Raw genomic sequence first — 15,939 nt, 5'->3', positions numbered from 1 at the left:
CATCGGGCCGCGCCACCCCCTTTGACTAACGGGTAACTTCAACCTTCGCTAAGTTTTCATAATAGCGTGCAATGGCGCTGTGGTCAGATTGCCCGTGACCATCCGCTTTCAATGCCTGCATCATTTCCATGACCAGCGAGGTCAGAGGCAGTTGCGCACCCACGCCGTGAGAAGTGTCGAGTGCATTGGCTAAATCTTTAATGTGCAAATCAATACGGAATCCCGGTTTGAAGTTGCGATCCATCACCATCGGCGCTTTGGCTTCAAGCACGGTACTACCTGCCAGCCCGCCACGGATGGCCTGGAAAACAAGGTTAGGATCTACACCCGCTTTGGTTGCCAGCACCAGCGCTTCGGACATTGCCGCAATGTTCAGCGCCACAATGACCTGATTCGCCAACTTGGTAACATTCCCCGCACCGATATCACCGGTATGCACTACGGAGCCGGCCATCGATTTCATGATTTCATAACATTTATCGAACACGGCTTTGTCGCCGCCGACCATTACTGACATCGTGCCGTCAATGGCTTTCGGTTCGCCGCCGGAGACGGGTGCGTCGAGCATGGCAATCTCTTTGGCTGCCAGCGCTTCACTGATTTCACGGCTGGCCAGCGGGGCGATAGAACTCATGTCGATAAAAATTGTGCCCGGACGCGCACCTTCAATCAGGCCATTTTCGCCCAGCGCCACTTCTTTGACCTGCGGTGAGTTAGGCAGCATGGTAATAATCACATCAGACTGCTCAGCGACCGCTTTCGGCGTGTCGGCGGCGGTTGCGCCCAGTGCGACAATTTCGCCCACGGTATCGGGATTGCGGTCCATAACCACCAGCTCATAGCCTGCTTTGAGCAGGTTTTTGCTCATAGGCTTGCCCATGATGCCTAAACCAATAAAGCCAATTTTCATTCGGATATCCTCAGAGTATTGATGTGATGAGATCACTTAGTGAAGCGATCACACAGCGCCTGCGTACCTGCGCGATAAATGCCTAAATCACTGCCGACCGCCACAAAGGTCGCGCCCCATTCCATATAGCGGCGTGCATCGGCTTCAACCGGTGCCAGAATGCCGCTGGATTTTCCGTGTGCTTTTGCACGGTCAAAGATGTGGCGGATAGCCGCCTGAACTTGCGGGTGTCCGGCGTTGCCAAGATGTCCCATGCCTGCGGCCAGATCGCTTGGGCCGACAAAAATACCGTCGATACCCTCGGTGGCGGCAATCGCATCAAGGTTATCGACGCCCTGCTGGCTCTCGATTTGCACCATCACCGTGATGTTGTCGTTGATGCTGGTGAAGTAATCCGGCACGGTGCCAAACATATTGCTGCGGTGCGACACGGACACGCCGCGGATCCCTGCCGGCGGATAACGCGTGGAGGCTACGGCGCGCTCGGCCTGCTCCTGCGTTTCGACGAAGGGAATGAGGAAGTTGTAAAAACCAATATCCAGCAGACGTTTAATCACCACCGGTTCATTGAACGGCGGGCGTACAACCGGCGCGCTTTTGCTGCCTTTGAGCGCCATTAGCTGCGGCACAAAGGTGCTGATGTCATTCGGTGCGTGTTCGCCGTCAAGCAGCAGCCAGTCAAAACCTGCGACCCCCAGTACTTCCGTGGCAATCGGGTTGCACAAGGCGGCCCAACAGCCGATCAGCGTTTTGCCTTGCAATAAATCCTGACGAAACCGGTTTGGAATCATTTGATTACTCATAGATGACCTCGTTATAGGGCGGACGTGGAGTTTTCTTCAACCCGCCATCGCAAATTAGCTTTTCTTAAGTTCGAGACGTTTGATCTCACCGACAACCAGCAGGTAACACAGCATCGCCATCAGCGCAGAGCAGCCGACGAAAATCAGTGCCATGTTGAAAGAATGCAGACCTTTGACGATATAACCGATAACCAGCGGCGTTACGATAGAAGCCACGTTGCCAAAGACGTTGAAGATACCGCCGCACAGTCCGATGACTTCTTTCGGCGCGGTGTCGGCAATGACCGGCCAGCCCAGCGCACCGAAACCTTTGCCGAAGAACGCCAGTGCCATCAGGGTCACAACCAGTGCGTTGTTATCCGTGTAATTACATAAAATGATGCTGGTGGCTAAGAGCATGCCCAGGACAATCGGAATTTTACGCGCCACGGTCAGTGAGAAACCGCGTTTAAGCAGATAGTCGGAGAACACGCCGCCCAGCACGCCACCGGCAAAGCCGCACAGCGCGGGGATTGCTGCAATCATCCCGACTTTAAGAATAGACATCCCTTTTTCCTGGACCAGATAAATGGGGAACCAGGTCAGGAAGAACCACGTAATACTGTTAATGAAGTACTGACCGAAGAAGATCCCTAACATCATGCGGTTACTCAGCATCTGGCGCACGTAACTCCATTTCGGGCCACCTTGCGTGCCGTCGGTTTTCTTGTGGTCGATATCCACCACGGCACCACCGTCTTTCAGAAATTCCAGCTCGCTTTTAGAAATTCCCGGATGTTCCGGCGGGTTATGGATGAACTTGATCCACACCAGCGTTAGCACAAAACCGAGCACTCCCATCACGATGAAGACATGTTCCCAGCCCCAGGCGTAGGTCAGCCAGCCGAGCAGCGGGGAGAACAGCGCGAGCGAGAAATATTGTGCGGAGTTAAAAATCGCCGAGGCGGTACCGCGCTCTTTGGTCGGGAACCAGGCAGCCACGATGCGGGCGTTCGCCGGGAAAGAAGGGGCTTCAGAAAAACCGAGCATAAAACGCAGCATAAACAGCGTCAGCGCGCCGTATGCCAGCGGGAACCAGCCAACAAAGCCCTGCAACAACGTGAACAGTGACCAGAAAAACAGGCTGTAGGAGTAAACTTTTTTGGAACCGAAACGGTCCAGCAGCCAGCCGCCGGGCAGTTGCATGATGAGATAAGCCCAGCCGAACGCGGCGAAGATTTGCCCCATATCAGCGGCATCCAGGCCCAGCTCACGCGCGACCTCAGTACCGGCAATGGAAAGCGTTGCACGATCGGCATAATTCACCGCCGTGATAAGAAAAATAATCAGCAAAATATAATAGCGAATATGTGTTCGCGTCTTACTTTGCGCCAGTACTCGGGACTGGGAATGAACGCTCATGGTGACCCTCATTTTACTAGTACGGAAAAAATCGCAGGGAAATTACAGTTATCGAAATAACTTTTTTTCGCATCACCTGCTGGCTTCCTTTATATGAGACAGGCATTTCATCGTAATTTATCCATGCCTGAAATTTACCTGTATTGCTTTCAACGCGACCTTCAGAGGGCAAACACAGTATAAAAAACGAGGGCGGAAATAACACTGTGCATTCGCCCAAGAATACACCGTAAGATAACGATTATTCTTTTGCATCCACACATCGTGATGGGAGGATAATCACAGTTCACACGGGTTCTGAAAGCCTGCAAAACAAAGGGTGATATCCGTCACATCTATTCTGTCACCTGCCACACAGAATGACGTTCCGCGAGCGAAAAGCTGGTCAGTTGCACAATGAGGTTCCCGGACAGCTGCTTTATAATGGGGGCATACCCTGTAATGCCGGAAAGACAAAACGTTAACATTTGTACGCGACAACTTCAGAGAATTAACCGAAGGATCTTTTTTCGGGATGTTTAATAAACGCGGAGACAGTTATGTCACGTAATAAAGATAAAGAGCATGCAACCGACGCACTTTTCATTAAAGTTCATGAAAGCGATAACGTTGCCATTATTGTGAACGATAACGGCTTAAAAGCCGGCACCCGATTTTCAAATGGTCTGGAATTAATTGAGCATATTCCGCAAGGCCATAAAGTGGCTTTAGAACCGATTGCCAAAGGCGGCGATATTATTCGTTATGGTGAAGTGATCGGTTATGCCGTGCGGGAAATTTCGCAAGGCAGCTGGATTGACGAATCGCTGGTCGAACTGCCCGTTGCACCGGAGCTCGCCAGCCTGCCGCTGGCGACACGCGTTCCCCCGGCCTTACCGCCGCTTGAAGGCTACACGTTTGAAGGCTATCGCAACGAAGATGGCAGTGTGGGCACCAAAAACCTGCTCGGTATTACCACCAGCGTGCATTGCGTAGCGGGCGTGGTTGATTACGTGGTGAAAATCATCGAACGTGATTTACTGCCGAAATTCCCCAACGTTGATGGCGTGGTCGCGCTGAACCATTTGTACGGCTGCGGCGTGGCTATCAACGCACCGGCAGCGGTCGTGCCAATCCGCACCATCCACAATCTGGCGCTCAACCCGAACTTTGGCGGTGAGGTGATGGTGGTCGGTTTGGGCTGCGAGAAACTACAGCCGGAACGTCTGTTGGAAGGCACACCAGACGTGCAGGCCATCTCGCTCGACGATACTCACATCGTCCGTTTACAGGATGAACAGCACGTCGGTTTTCAGTCGATGGTTGACGATATTCTCACCGTCGCACAGTTCCATCTCGAACGCCTGAACCGCCGTCAGCGTGAAACCTGTCCGGCGTCAGATCTGGTGGTCGGTATGCAGTGTGGCGGCAGCGATGCTTTCTCCGGCGTGACCGCCAACCCGGCGGTCGGCTTCGCCTCGGATCTGCTGGTCCGCTGCGGTGGCACGGTAATGTTCTCCGAAGTGACCGAAGTACGCGACGCGATCCACCTGCTCACTCCGCGTGCAGCGGATGTTAGCGTCGGTAAACGGCTGCTGGAAGAGATGGCCTGGTACGATAATTATCTGTCGCTCGGGCAAACCGATCGCAGCGCCAACCCGTCGCCGGGCAACAAGAAAGGTGGACTGGCGAACGTAGTAGAAAAAGCGCTTGGCTCGATTGCGAAATCTGGCACCAGTGCGATTTCAGAAGTGTTGTCACCGGGACAGCGTCCGACCAAAAAGGGGCTGATCTTCGCCGCGACGCCCGCCAGTGATTTTGTCTGCGGCACGCAGCAACTGGCTTCAGGTATTACCGTTCAGGTCTTTACCACCGGGCGCGGTACGCCTTATGGCCTGCTGGCCGTGCCGGTAATCAAAATGGCAACCCGCACTACGCTGGCCAATCGCTGGCATGACCTGATGGACATCAACGCCGGTACCATCGCCACGGGCGATGCGACTATCGAAGACGTCGGCTGGGAGCTGTTCCACTTCATTTTAGATATCGCCAGCGGCCGCAAGAAAACCTGGTCAGACACCTGGGGCATTCACAATGCACTGGCAGTGTTTAACCCGGCACCGGTGACCTGATTCACATACCCAACATGCAAAAAGGCCAGCAAACGCTGGCCTTTTCTTTAGGACTTCACCGCAGATAAACGCTTACTTCGCGGCGGCTGCGCCGGTCTGTTCTGCACCGACCAGCCCAACTTTCAGGTAACCGGCTTTACGCAGGTTATCCATTACGTTCATCAGCGTTTCGTAATCCACAGTCTTATCTGCACGGAAGAAAATCGTACTTTGTTTGTTGCCCTGAGTACGCTGATCAAGCATGGCCGTCAGGTTGTCGCTGTTGACCGGGCTGTCGCCGAGGTACAGCTGCTTGTCGGATTTCACCGTCAGGAAGATTGGTTTTTCCGGACGCGGCTGTGCTTTAGCCGTAGAAGCCGGTAAATCTACCCGTACATCTACGGTGGCCAGCGGCGCGGCAACCATGAAGATGATCAGCAGCACCAGCATGACGTCAATAAAAGGCGTGACGTTGATGTCATGCATTTCACCGCTTTCGTCGATATCGTCGTTTAACCGAATAGCCATAATCTGTTCTTATCCTACGCGTAACTGACCTGTCTGACCGCGCGGCGCATCGCCTTCGCTGGCAGCCAGATCCAAATCGCGGCCCTGTAACAGGATAATCTGCGCCGCCACGTCACCTACCTGATGGCGGTAAGACGTAATGGTACGGGCGAAAATATTGTAGATAACCACAGCAGGAATTGCGGCCACCAGGCCCACAGCTGTCGCCAGCAGTGCTTCTGCGATACCCGGCGCAACAACGGCCAGGTTAGTGGTTTGGGTTTGTGCGATACCGATGAAGCTGTTCATGATGCCCCAGACAGTGCCGAACAGGCCAACGAACGGAGAAATCGCGCCGATGGTGGCGAGGATCCCGTTGCCACGGCCCATGTGACGACCGGCAGCGCCGACGCGGCGCTCAAGGCGGAAGCCGGTACGTTCTTTGATGCCGTTATTGTCGGTAGAACCGGCAGACAGCTCGAGTTCGTTCTGCGCATCGCGGATCATCTGCGCGCTGATGCTGCTGGCGGCGAAGCTTTCAGCCTGCTCAGCGGCTTCGTCCAGCGTACGCACGGAAGACAGTGCGTCAAACTCACGGCGCATACGACGTTTGGCGCTGAACACTTCCGAACCTTTGCTGAACAGCAAAGCCCAGGTGACCACGGACGCCAGCAGCAGGCCAATCATGACGGTTTTCACCACCACATCAGCGTGATGGTACATACCTAATACAGACAAATCGGTTGGAATGACGGGAGCTTCGGTCGACGCAGGTTGCATGACAGGTGCTGGCGTTGTGTCAGCCGCAGCAGGCGCAGGTTGCGTGTTCTCAGAAGTGACGGCGTTCGCCGCCGGCGTCGCAGGCGCTGCCGTTGCGTTGCCGCTTAAACCAGCGACCAACATTAACGACATCAATACAGAGGTCGTTTTTTTCATTTTATTGCGAGCCGTTTTCACGCGTCGCCTCCAGCCAGAATCAGTGTATATGGGTTAAATAACGCCGAATTATATCAAATAAAAAGGCCTAATTGATAGTCGTTCTCATTATTATTTACATTGTCGCGTCTGACGCCGCCAGTGTCCTTGACGGATGACAAGGTTTTGACCCTTTGGTCAATAGATAAGCAGTTTAATCTGCGTCACACTTTTGCAAATAATCCCGCACTAAATCAATCATCTGCCTGTAATTACCAAAGACAAAACAACGTTTTAAATATTAAGTAACGGTATTTTACATTTGTTGCGAGTTTGTGATAACGCTCAAATACCCAACAGTTATAAATAAGGTAAGGTGATTATCACGGGCAAAGACCTTACACCGGCATGTCCAGTATCTCACTCATTTACAAGATGTTTTAAAAGATTCTCATGTAGAACCGGCTAATTTCTTTGTGCAAGACCGGTTCAATTTCGCCCTACCTTTTCATTTCATTATCGACTACCCCTGGAGACAAACTGATGAAAATGCAAAAAGCACTTCTCAGCCTTTGCCTGAGTTCCGCCACCCTGTTATTTACCTCCGGCCTGTCGGCACAAACGCTGAAAGCCGCCGATGTGCATCCGCAGGGCTACCCAAACGTGGTTGCTGTCCAGCACATGGGCGAGAAGCTGAAAGAGCAAACCGACGGACGTCTTGAAATCAAAACCTTCCCCGGCGGCGTGCTGGGCGATGAAAAGCAGGAAATCGAGCAGGCCCAGCTCGGCGCGCTGGATATCATTCGTGTGTCAATGACGCCGGTTGCCTCGATACTGCCGGAAATTAACGTGTTCACCCTGCCCTATATTTTCCGTGATGAAGACCACATGCACAAAGTGCTTGATGGTCAGATTGGCAAAGAGATCGGAGACAAAATCACTAACAACCCGAATTCGCGTCTGGTGTTCCTCGGCTGGATGGACGGCGGTACGCGTAATCTGATCACCAAAGAGCCGGTAGTAAAACCAGAAGATCTTAAAGGAATGAAGATCCGCGTTCAGGGCAGCCCGATTGCACTGGCCACGTTGAAAGCTATGGGGGCGAATCCGGTGGCGATGGGCGTCAGTGAGGTGTTCAGCGGAATGCAAACCGGCGTGATCGACGGTACCGAAAATAATCCGCCGACGTTCGTCGCGCACAACTATCTGCCAGTAGTGAAGAATTATACTTACAGCCGCCACTTCATTATCCCTGAGCTGTTCCTGTACTCGAAAGTGAAGTGGGACAAGCTGAAACCTGAAGACCAGCAGTTGATCCTCAAACTGTCGAAAGAAGCGCAGGATGAGCAGCGCGAGCTGTGGAAAGCCTATAACGAGAAAGCCCTCGCCACGATGAAAGCGGGTGGCGTGAAATTCTACGAAATCGATCCGGCGACTTATGTGCAAGCCACACAGTCCGTGCGCGATGAGTTCGGCAAAGACCATAAAGAGCTGATGCAGCAAATCGCTGACGTTCAGTAAACACTGTCTCTGCTCGGGCAGCGACCGCTGCCCTTTTCCGACACTCACCGGGGGAAGCCTAATGATTTCCGGATATCACACCCTGATGGACATCCTTTACCGCGCTGCAATGTGGCTCGCCGGGATTGCGCTATTGCTGATGGTGGCAGTGATCCCCATCGGGATCTTCGCACGTTACGTTATGAACAGCGCACTGTCGTGGCCTGAACCGGTCGCCATCATGTGCATGGTGACGTTCACCTTTATCGGCGCTGCTGTCAGCTACCGCGCTGGCTCTCACATCGTGGTGGCGATGGTCACCGACCGTCTGCCCCCTGCCCTGAAAAAGTTCTCAGCGCTGCTGTCTGACCTGATGATGCTGGCCATCAGTATTTTCATCTTCTGGTACAGCATGCATCTGTGCAGCGAGCTCTGGACACAACCGGTAGCGGAGTTCCCACTGCTGACCGCCGGTGAAACCTATCTGCCGCTGCCGATAGGATCCGCCCTGACAATTTTATTTATCATTGAGCAGATCATCGCCGGACCGCAGCATCAGCGCCCGGTAGTGATACTGGGCAATTCCGACGCCTGACCCGGAGACGTTTATGGACGCACTCATTTTATTATTAACGCTGGGGGTGATGCTGGCTATCGGCGTGCCGGTAGCGTACGCCGTCGGCCTCAGCGCGCTGGCCGGTGCCTGGTGGATCGACCTGCCGTTTGAGGCGCTGATGATCCAGCTGACCAACGGCGTAAACAAGTTTTCACTTTTGGCGATCCCGTTCTTTATTCTGGCGGGCGCAATCATGGCCGAAGGTGGCATCGCCCGCAGGCTGGTGAGTTTTGCCTACATCTTTGTCGGGTTTATTCGCGGCGGACTGTCGCTGGTCAACATTGTTGCTTCGACGTTTTTCGGTGCGATCTCCGGCTCGTCAGTGGCAGATACCGCGTCGATCGGTTCGGTGATGATCCCGGAAATGGAGAAAAAAGGGTACCCGCGCGATTTCGCCGCTGCGGTCACCGCCAGCGGTTCGGTGCAGGCGATCCTGACGCCGCCGAGCCATAACTCAGTGATTTACTCGCTGGCGACCGGAGGTACGGTCTCAATAGCCGCGTTGTTCATCGCCGGTATTCTGCCCGGTTTGCTGCTCAGCCTGACGCTGATGGTGATGTGCGTAGTGTTTGCCCATCAGCGCGGTTATCCGAAAGGCGAGCGCGTGCCGTTCCGCCAGGCGCTGAAGATTTTCATCGACACGCTGTGGGGGCTGATGACAGTGGTCATCATCATGGGCGGTATTCTTAGCGGGATTTTCACCGCGACCGAATCCGCCGCTATCGCCTGCCTGTGGTCATTCTTCGTCACCATGTTTATCTACCGCGATTACAAGTGGAACGAGCTGCCAAAATTGATGTACCGCACGGTCAAAACGGTCAGCATCGTCATGATCCTGATTGGCTTTGCCGCCAGCTTCGGCGCGGTGATGACCTATATGCAGTTGCCTATGCGGATCACCGAGTTCTTCACCTCGATCTCTGATAATAAGTACGTGATCCTCATGTGTATCAACGTCATGCTGTTGCTGATCGGCACACTGATGGACATGGCGCCGATCATCCTGATCCTGACACCAGTGCTGCTGCCGGTGGTGTTATCGCTCGGCATCGATCCGGTACATTTTGGGATGATCATGCTGGTCAACCTGGGGATCGGGCTGATTACGCCGCCGGTCGGTTCGGTGCTGTTTGTTGCCAGCGCAGTCAGTAAGCAGAGCATCGAGAAAGTCGTCAAAGCCATGTTGCCGTTCTACTGCGTGCTGTTTGTAGTGCTGATGCTGGTGACCTATGTTCCTGAGATTTCGCTATTCCTGCCCAAATTGTTTGGTGTTTATACGGGTTAACTTTTCCTTTGTGCCTTGTTTCTCCTCTGCCCGTTCTGCGAACGGGCTTTTTTTTGTCTGAAATTTTTTCATTCACCGGGCAAAAGACAGATCCCTGAAATTCCTCATGTTAAGTTAAAGACATATCAGCCGACGCGTCAGCGCGCCGCTCTCCAAAATCAATCAGGGTGAAATACGGATTATGTCGTCTAAGAAAATTGAAACCGCGCTGGTCAGCGCCGGGCGGGACAAGAAATTCACGCAGGGTTCAGTGAATGCGGTGATCCAGCGCGCGTCATCGCTGGTATTTGAAACGGTGGCTGAGAAAAAATACGCCACCGCCAATCGCGCCAACGGCGAGCTGTTTTACGGCCGCCGCGGCACCCTGACGCATTTCTCATTACAGGAAGCGATGGTCGAGCTGGAAGGTGGCGCGGGCTGCGCGCTCTATCCGTGTGGTGCGGCGGCGGTCAGCAATGCGGTGCTGTCGTTTGTCAGCGCCGGTGACCACATTCTGGTGGCCGGTTCTTCTTACGAGCCAACGCAGGATTTTTGTGAAAAAGTGCTGAAAAAACTGGGTGTTTCAACCACCTACTTCCCATCAGACATCGGCGCCGGGTTGGGAGCGCTGATGCAACCCAACACTAAAGTCGTGTTCCTCGAATCACCGGGCTCGATCACTATGGAAGTGCCGGATATTCCGGCGATGGTCAAAGCGGTGCGTGCGGTGTCCCCGGACGTCGTCGTCATGATCGACAATACCTGGGCGGCGGGCATTCTGTTTAAGGCGCTGGAGTTTGATATCGATATTTCGATTCAGGCAGGCACCAAATATATCGTCGGGCATTCCGATGCAATGATCGGCACCGCGGTTTCCAACGCACGTTGCTGGGAGCAGCTGCGCGAGCATTCCTATCTGATGGGGCAAATGGTCGACGCCGATACGGCTTACGTCGCCAGTCGCGGTTTACGCACCATGGGCATTCGCCTGAAGCAGCATGCAGAAAGCAGTCTGCATATCGCGCAGTGGCTGGCGACGCGTCCGGAAGTCGCCGTGGTGAATCATCCGGCATTGGCGGGCAGCAAAGGCCATGAGTTCTGGAAACGTGATTTTACCGGCAGCTGCGGCCTGTTCTCGTTCGTACTGAAACAGCGCCTGAGCAAACAACAGCTTTCAGACTATCTCGATCACTTCGAACATTTCAGCATGGCGTATTCCTGGGGCGGGTTTGAATCGCTGGTTCTGGCCAATCAGCCGGAAGAAATTCAGGCCATCCGCCCGGCAGAAACCGTCGATTTCATCGGTACGCTGGTGCGCCTGCATATCGGTCTTGAGCACTGTGATGATTTGATCGCCGATCTGACTGCGGCATTTGAACGGATTGCCACCGTCTGAGACACAGGGATTGCGACAGACTGCGCAGATCGTTAAGGTATCTGTCGGATTTTCATTCGTATAATGAGAATAATCTGTAAGCTCTACTCATAGCCCTGATGAATCAATCTCAGGGCATGAGATTTTTTGAAGTAGCCTCAGATCAACGTCTCAGAACGGGATCCACGGTACACTGTAAGCGATAACGATCTTTACGTACGGTACACGAACAGCAACAGGACAGAATATGGCAGTGATTTGCGACATTTTTCATGCACTCTGGCGGCATGATTTTACTATGCTCGCCGACCCCAATTTGCTTTGGGTTATTTACGCTGTCCTGTTCACTACGCTGTTCCTTGAAAACGGATTGCTTCCAGCCTCTTTCTTGCCCGGCGACAGCCTGCTGCTGCTGACCGGTGCGCTCATCGCCAAAGGTGTAATGAGCTTTTTCCCGACGCTGATTATTCTGGTGATCGCAGCCAGCCTAGGCTGCTGGCTGAGCTATATTCAGGGGCGATGGCTTGGTCATACACGCGTGGTGAAAGGCTGGCTGTTGCAGCTACCGGCGCATTATCATCAGCGAGCCCACCGGATGTTCACTGAGCACGGTTTGATGGCGCTGTTGGCGGGCCGTTTTTTGGCGTTTGTACGCACGCTGCTGCCGACCATGGCCGGGATCTCCGGTCTGAATAACGCGCGTTTCCAGTTCTTTAACTGGCTGAGCGCCATCCTGTGGGTAGGTGTGGTGATTACGCTGGGCTTTGCCATGAGCCACATTCCTCTGGTGAAACGTCATGAAGATCAGGTCATGGCCGGGCTGATGATTTTACCGGTGCTGCTATTGGTGATTGGCCTCGCAGGCGGTCTCGTGGTGCTGTGGAAAAACCGCAAAGCCCACGCCTGAGGCAACTCAGTTCTCTATTATCACCGGCTAGAATACTGCTTTAAATGACGCGTCGGCGACGGCCACTGCACCGAAATGGCCTTCCCTCAGGCGCGCAATTTCGTCGCTCGGGGTTACACCAAAGTAACGCTTAAACTCGCGGCTGAACTGCGACGCGCTTTCGTAACCCACCTGTAATGCCGCCGAACTGGCTTTTATTCCGTCATAAATCATCATCATGCGCGCTTTATGCAGACGATAGGTTTTCAGGTATTGCAACGGAGACGTGCTGGTCACGGCTTTGAAATTGTGATGAAACGCCGAAACGCTCATATTCACTTCACTCGCCAGAATTTCGACGCTGAGATTATCGGCATACTGAGCTTCAATGCGGCGCAAGGATTTGGTGATCTGGCTGAAGTGCGTATGGCGGTTCACCAGAGCCTGCAATGCCCCGCCATTTTCGCTGGTCAGAATGAAGAACAAAATCTCGCGGATGATTTTCGGCCCAAGTACACGGGCGTGCAGCGGTTTATCCATCACATCCAGCAGACGTTCGGTCGCACACAGGATGTCATCATCTAAAACACCGGAATTAATCCCTGTGGAAGACTCGCGCTGATGCGCCATCGCCTCATCGCCTATATCCATCAGTAAATCCTGCAACATCAGGTTATCAATACTGATCTGAATACCGGCCATCGGCTGTTCCGGACTGCCGAAGGTTTCGCATTCGAAAGGCAGCGGCACCGTCAGCATCAGGTAATTATGTGGATCGTAGGAGAAGGTTTTTTTGCCGAGATAGCCGACTTTGCTTCCCTGAAACAGGATCACCACGCCGGGGTTATAGAGCACCGGCTGGCGCGCATGGTACTGCGTGGTGTACATCAGCGTGACTTGAGGCACCGCCGATTTACTGAGTATTTTGTCACCGCTCAGCTGCGCGACGCGTGCCGACATACGGGCACATAAGCTGTCCACGTTTTCCATATTATCTTCATCCCGTTTCCGATAAACCGGCATTAATAGTGCCATATCCGCCATCTTTTCTACAGAGACAAGCAGAAACAGGCAAACCTTAAGCAGGATTGAGCATCTCCCGGGCGGCAGTTTGGACGTACAGTAAAAACCGTCATTTGATCGGCTAGTTGAAAATAAAATCAGTAGCTTGCTCAGCAAGATGCCGTTTCGTTAACTAGACTTAGTCTCAGGCTAAAGCCCCATTTCTGTCTGTGCCTGCGTATTTCAGCGGGCACGATGTCAATTAAGGTCCGCCCATTAGGAGAAACTCATGGCAACTCAACCCATCATAAAACTTCACGATGGCAACCTGATGCCTCAGTTAGGACTTGGCGTATGGAAAGCCAGTAATCAGGATGCTACCGCGGCGGTAAAAACCGCCATCGAAACCGGTTATCGTCATATCGATACCGCCGCCATTTACAAGAATGAGGAAGGCGTTGGCGAAGCGATTGCCGCTAACCTCGTTCCTCGTGAAGAGTTGTTCATCACCACCAAACTGTGGAATGACGATCAGCTGAATGCACCGCAAGCGCTGGAAACCAGCCTTAAAAAACTGCAAACCGATTATGTCGATCTGTACCTGATCCACTGGCCGCAACCGCAACAGGGCAATTATGTTGAAGCATGGAAAGCCCTGCTGAAGCTGAAAGAAGAGGGTCTGGCGAAAAGCGTCGGCGTGTGTAACTTCCCGCTCGCCCATTTACAGAAACTGAAAGATGAAACCGGGATTTTCCCGGTGGTGAACCAGATTGAGCTGCACCCGCTGATGCAACAGCGTCAGCTGCATTCCTGGAATGCCACGCACAATATCGCCACCGAATCCTGGAGCCCTCTCGCACAAGGTGGCGAAGGCGTTTTCGATCAGCCGCTGATTCAGAAACTGGCGGATAAATACGATAAAACGCCGGCGCAGATCGTGATCCGCTGGCATCTGGATAACGGGCTGATCGTTATCCCGAAATCTGTCACACCAAAACGCATCCGCGAAAACTTCGACGTGTTTGATTTTAAACTGGAAAAGGAAGAGCTGGCGGAAGTGACCAAACTGGATAAAGAGCACCGTCTGGGGCCAGATCCTGAAAAAGGGCTGTAATCCTGCTGTGTTCTGAAAACTAAAAAACCCGCCTCGGCGGGTTTTGTTTTTTGGCTATCACAATCGTTACATCGACGGCTGAACCAGCATATTGCCCGCTGAACCGCGATCCGCCAGTTCCAGCGCGCCGCTGCGATACACAAACGGGAAATGCTCGTACGACGGCTGGTTGAAATACACCAGTAGCTCCACTTCGCCATCGACCCAGACCGTATCTTTGAATCCGGCGTCTTCCACCAGCGGCGCGGCACCGTTGACACTTTTCACCAGGAAAGACACGCCCTCCGCATGGAACGACTGTGGCATGTCCGCGTGTATTGTCCAGCGCTCCCACGTCCCCTGCTGAGCCGTGAGGTCAATACGGTTGATGTCCCACATCGCACCGTTCACGCCCGGCTGACTGTCACCGAGGCGCAGGTCACGGGTGCGGATCACGTTGCCGGAAAGAATTTGATCAGCCAGTAAACGCATCGGCAGATTGTCCGTTACCAGCGGCAGCAGCCCCGTCGGTTTGAGCGTCAGCACCAGCGTGGATACCAGAATGCTCGATGGCTCAAACAGCCCGCGCAGGCGCTCCATCACGCCCGCCGCTTCACCGGCGGTAATCGATACTTCTTCACCCTGGGACATATCCACCAGCACTTCGCGGCGCTCGCCGGGGGCAAGGGATAAGCGCTGCACGGTCATCGGCGCAGGCAGGAAGCCGAGATCGGAAGCCACTACGTGGAACGGGCGACCGTCGCTCATGCTCAGCTCGTAACGACGCGCATTGGACGCATTCAGTAAACGCAAACGTACCCAGCCGCGTGAGACTTCGACGAACGGGCTTTGCACCCCATTCACCAGCATGGTATCGCCGAAGAAGCCGCCCGACGCGGGTGTGTCGTATTGCGGCACACCAAAACCGTCCAGACGTTTGTCCTGAATGATCAGCGGGAAATCATCGACGCCGTAATGATTCGGCAACGGCAGATTTTTGCTGATTTCATCCTCGACAATCCACATTCCTGCCAGCCCGTTATAGACGTGAGGTCCCATGCGGTTTGGCGTATTGGCGTGATACCAGCACGTCGCCGCTGGCTGGCGGATAGGCAATACCGGCGACCAGTCAACGCCAGGTGACATCATGCGTGCGCCACCGCCGGTCAGTGTGCCCGGTTCCAGCAAACCGCTGATGGTCATCGACACCGGTTCTGTCAGACGGTTGCTGTAAATCAGCTTCACGTCATCCCCACTGTGCACTTTCACCGTCGGTCCGAGATACATGCCGTTGATGCCCCAGACAGGCGCTTTGGCACCGCCGAGGAACGACCAGTGGGCGGATTGCAACGTGAGGAACAGGGGTTGCCCGCGACGCGATTCTAGCAGCGGCGGAACAGGCAAGGCCGGTTGCGAACCACTCGCTTCTGCTTTCAATGGCAGAGCACCTGCGGCAAGAGCTACGCCGGAGGCTTGCAGGAACGAGCGACGACTGAGTGACATATCTTCTCCATGAAAACAAAAGTAGGCCCCGTCGCCATCAATGGCAGCGGGTTTTAATGGGGTATGTAATGATT

Annotated in this window: 14 protein-coding genes; 7 read left to right on the top strand and 7 right to left on the bottom strand. The window is 53.8% G+C overall.

Annotated features, from left to right (window positions below; genetic code table 11):
- Window positions 1–25: 25 nt before the first annotated feature.
- The 3 genes from garR to ACMHLI_RS16405 are packed head-to-tail and all read right to left on the bottom strand — an operon-like array spanning window position 26 to window position 3,114.
- Window positions 26–916 (bottom strand): 2-hydroxy-3-oxopropionate reductase, encoded by an 891-nt coding sequence (gene garR, locus ACMHLI_RS16415; RefSeq protein WP_413530418.1) that lies wholly within the window; start codon window positions 914–916, stop codon window positions 26–28.
- A 26-nt stretch (window positions 917–942) separates the two neighbouring features.
- Window positions 943–1,713: a 2-dehydro-3-deoxyglucarate aldolase gene (gene garL, locus ACMHLI_RS16410; RefSeq protein WP_413530383.1), complete on the bottom strand. Its 771-nt coding sequence runs from the start codon at window positions 1,711–1,713 to the stop codon at window positions 943–945.
- 54 nt (window positions 1,714–1,767) lie between these two features.
- Entirely contained in the window at window positions 1,768–3,114 is a 1,347-nt protein-coding gene (locus tag ACMHLI_RS16405) for an MFS transporter (protein WP_413530382.1), read from the bottom strand.
- Between the two features lie 539 nt (window positions 3,115–3,653).
- On the opposite strand from ACMHLI_RS16405, the gene garD reads away from it, so the two are divergent.
- Complete coding sequence (garD, locus tag ACMHLI_RS16400; RefSeq protein ID WP_413530381.1) at window positions 3,654–5,225, top strand: galactarate dehydratase; 1,572 nt, start codon at window positions 3,654–3,656, stop codon at window positions 5,223–5,225.
- 72 nt (window positions 5,226–5,297) lie between these two features.
- Here garD and exbD read toward each other — a convergent pair whose 3' ends face one another.
- Window positions 5,298–5,732 (bottom strand): TonB system transport protein ExbD, encoded by a 435-nt coding sequence (gene exbD, locus ACMHLI_RS16395; RefSeq protein ID WP_413530380.1) that lies wholly within the window; start codon window positions 5,730–5,732, stop codon window positions 5,298–5,300.
- A 9-nt stretch (window positions 5,733–5,741) separates the two neighbouring features.
- Entirely contained in the window at window positions 5,742–6,647 is a 906-nt protein-coding gene (exbB, locus tag ACMHLI_RS16390; protein WP_413530379.1) for a tol-pal system-associated acyl-CoA thioesterase, read from the bottom strand.
- 522 nt (window positions 6,648–7,169) lie between these two features.
- On the opposite strand from exbB, the gene ACMHLI_RS16385 reads away from it, so the two are divergent.
- From ACMHLI_RS16385 to ACMHLI_RS16365, 5 genes are all read left to right on the top strand, one after another.
- Window positions 7,170–8,147 (top strand): TRAP transporter substrate-binding protein, encoded by a 978-nt coding sequence (locus tag ACMHLI_RS16385; protein ID WP_413530378.1) that lies wholly within the window; start codon window positions 7,170–7,172, stop codon window positions 8,145–8,147.
- Between the two features lie 61 nt (window positions 8,148–8,208).
- On the top strand, window positions 8,209–8,721 hold the full coding sequence (locus tag ACMHLI_RS16380) for a TRAP transporter small permease (RefSeq protein WP_413530377.1): 513 nt from the start codon (window positions 8,209–8,211) through the stop codon (window positions 8,719–8,721).
- Window positions 8,722–8,734: 13 nt separating this feature from the next.
- Window positions 8,735–10,027: a TRAP transporter large permease gene (locus tag ACMHLI_RS16375; RefSeq protein WP_413530376.1), complete on the top strand. Its 1,293-nt coding sequence runs from the start codon at window positions 8,735–8,737 to the stop codon at window positions 10,025–10,027.
- 181 nt (window positions 10,028–10,208) lie between these two features.
- On the top strand, window positions 10,209–11,402 hold the full coding sequence (gene metC / locus ACMHLI_RS16370; protein WP_413530375.1) for a cystathionine beta-lyase: 1,194 nt from the start codon (window positions 10,209–10,211) through the stop codon (window positions 11,400–11,402).
- Between the two features lie 226 nt (window positions 11,403–11,628).
- Window positions 11,629–12,288, top strand: coding sequence for a DedA family protein (locus ACMHLI_RS16365; protein ID WP_413530374.1), 660 nt, complete (start codon window positions 11,629–11,631; stop codon window positions 12,286–12,288).
- 27 nt (window positions 12,289–12,315) lie between these two features.
- On the opposite strand, the gene ACMHLI_RS16360 is transcribed toward ACMHLI_RS16365, so the two are convergent.
- The gene (locus ACMHLI_RS16360) at window positions 12,316–13,257 is read right to left on the bottom strand and encodes an AraC family transcriptional regulator (protein WP_413530417.1); all 942 of its coding nucleotides are present in this window, start codon (window positions 13,255–13,257) and stop codon (window positions 12,316–12,318) included.
- Window positions 13,258–13,558: 301 nt separating this feature from the next.
- On the opposite strand from ACMHLI_RS16360, the gene dkgA reads away from it, so the two are divergent.
- Window positions 13,559–14,383 carry a 2,5-didehydrogluconate reductase DkgA gene (dkgA, locus tag ACMHLI_RS16355; protein WP_413530373.1) on the top strand — a complete coding sequence of 275 codons (825 nt, stop codon included), beginning with the start codon at window positions 13,559–13,561 and terminating at the stop codon, window positions 14,381–14,383.
- 66 nt (window positions 14,384–14,449) lie between these two features.
- Here the strand turns inward: dkgA and ftsP are convergent, their stop codons facing one another.
- Window positions 14,450–15,865, bottom strand: a complete 1,416-nt coding sequence (gene ftsP, locus ACMHLI_RS16350; protein WP_413530372.1) for a cell division protein FtsP — start codon at window positions 15,863–15,865, stop codon at window positions 14,450–14,452.
- Between the last annotated feature and the right edge of the window lie 74 nt (window positions 15,866–15,939).

Origin of the sequence: Rahnella inusitata (assembly GCF_965118895.1) — a bacterium.
Lineage (GTDB): Bacteria > Pseudomonadota > Gammaproteobacteria > Enterobacterales > Enterobacteriaceae > Rahnella > Rahnella inusitata_A.
This window is presented reverse-complemented; position numbering and strand designations above follow the sequence as displayed.

What these genes read in the sequence shown, in the direction of transcription:
- ftsP (WP_413530372.1), bottom strand. Translation starts at nt 15,865, where the DNA reads ATGTCACTCAGTCGTCGCTCGTTCCTGCAAGCCTCCGGCGTAGCTCTT.
- garD (WP_413530381.1), top strand. Translation starts at nt 3,654, where the DNA reads ATGTCACGTAATAAAGATAAAGAGCATGCAACCGACGCACTTTTCATT.
- exbB (WP_413530379.1), bottom strand. Translation starts at nt 6,647, where the DNA reads ATGAAAAAAACGACCTCTGTATTGATGTCGTTAATGTTGGTCGCTGGT.
- ACMHLI_RS16360 (WP_413530417.1), bottom strand. Translation starts at nt 13,257, where the DNA reads ATGGAAAACGTGGACAGCTTATGTGCCCGTATGTCGGCACGCGTCGCG.
- exbD (WP_413530380.1), bottom strand. Translation starts at nt 5,732, where the DNA reads ATGGCTATTCGGTTAAACGACGATATCGACGAAAGCGGTGAAATGCAT.
- dkgA (WP_413530373.1), top strand. Translation starts at nt 13,559, where the DNA reads ATGGCAACTCAACCCATCATAAAACTTCACGATGGCAACCTGATGCCT.
- ACMHLI_RS16405 (WP_413530382.1), bottom strand. Translation starts at nt 3,114, where the DNA reads ATGAGCGTTCATTCCCAGTCCCGAGTACTGGCGCAAAGTAAGACGCGA.
- ACMHLI_RS16385 (WP_413530378.1), top strand. Translation starts at nt 7,170, where the DNA reads ATGAAAATGCAAAAAGCACTTCTCAGCCTTTGCCTGAGTTCCGCCACC.
- garL (WP_413530383.1), bottom strand. Translation starts at nt 1,713, where the DNA reads ATGAGTAATCAAATGATTCCAAACCGGTTTCGTCAGGATTTATTGCAA.
- ACMHLI_RS16375 (WP_413530376.1), top strand. Translation starts at nt 8,735, where the DNA reads ATGGACGCACTCATTTTATTATTAACGCTGGGGGTGATGCTGGCTATC.
- ACMHLI_RS16380 (WP_413530377.1), top strand. Translation starts at nt 8,209, where the DNA reads ATGATTTCCGGATATCACACCCTGATGGACATCCTTTACCGCGCTGCA.
- metC (WP_413530375.1), top strand. Translation starts at nt 10,209, where the DNA reads ATGTCGTCTAAGAAAATTGAAACCGCGCTGGTCAGCGCCGGGCGGGAC.
- ACMHLI_RS16365 (WP_413530374.1), top strand. Translation starts at nt 11,629, where the DNA reads ATGGCAGTGATTTGCGACATTTTTCATGCACTCTGGCGGCATGATTTT.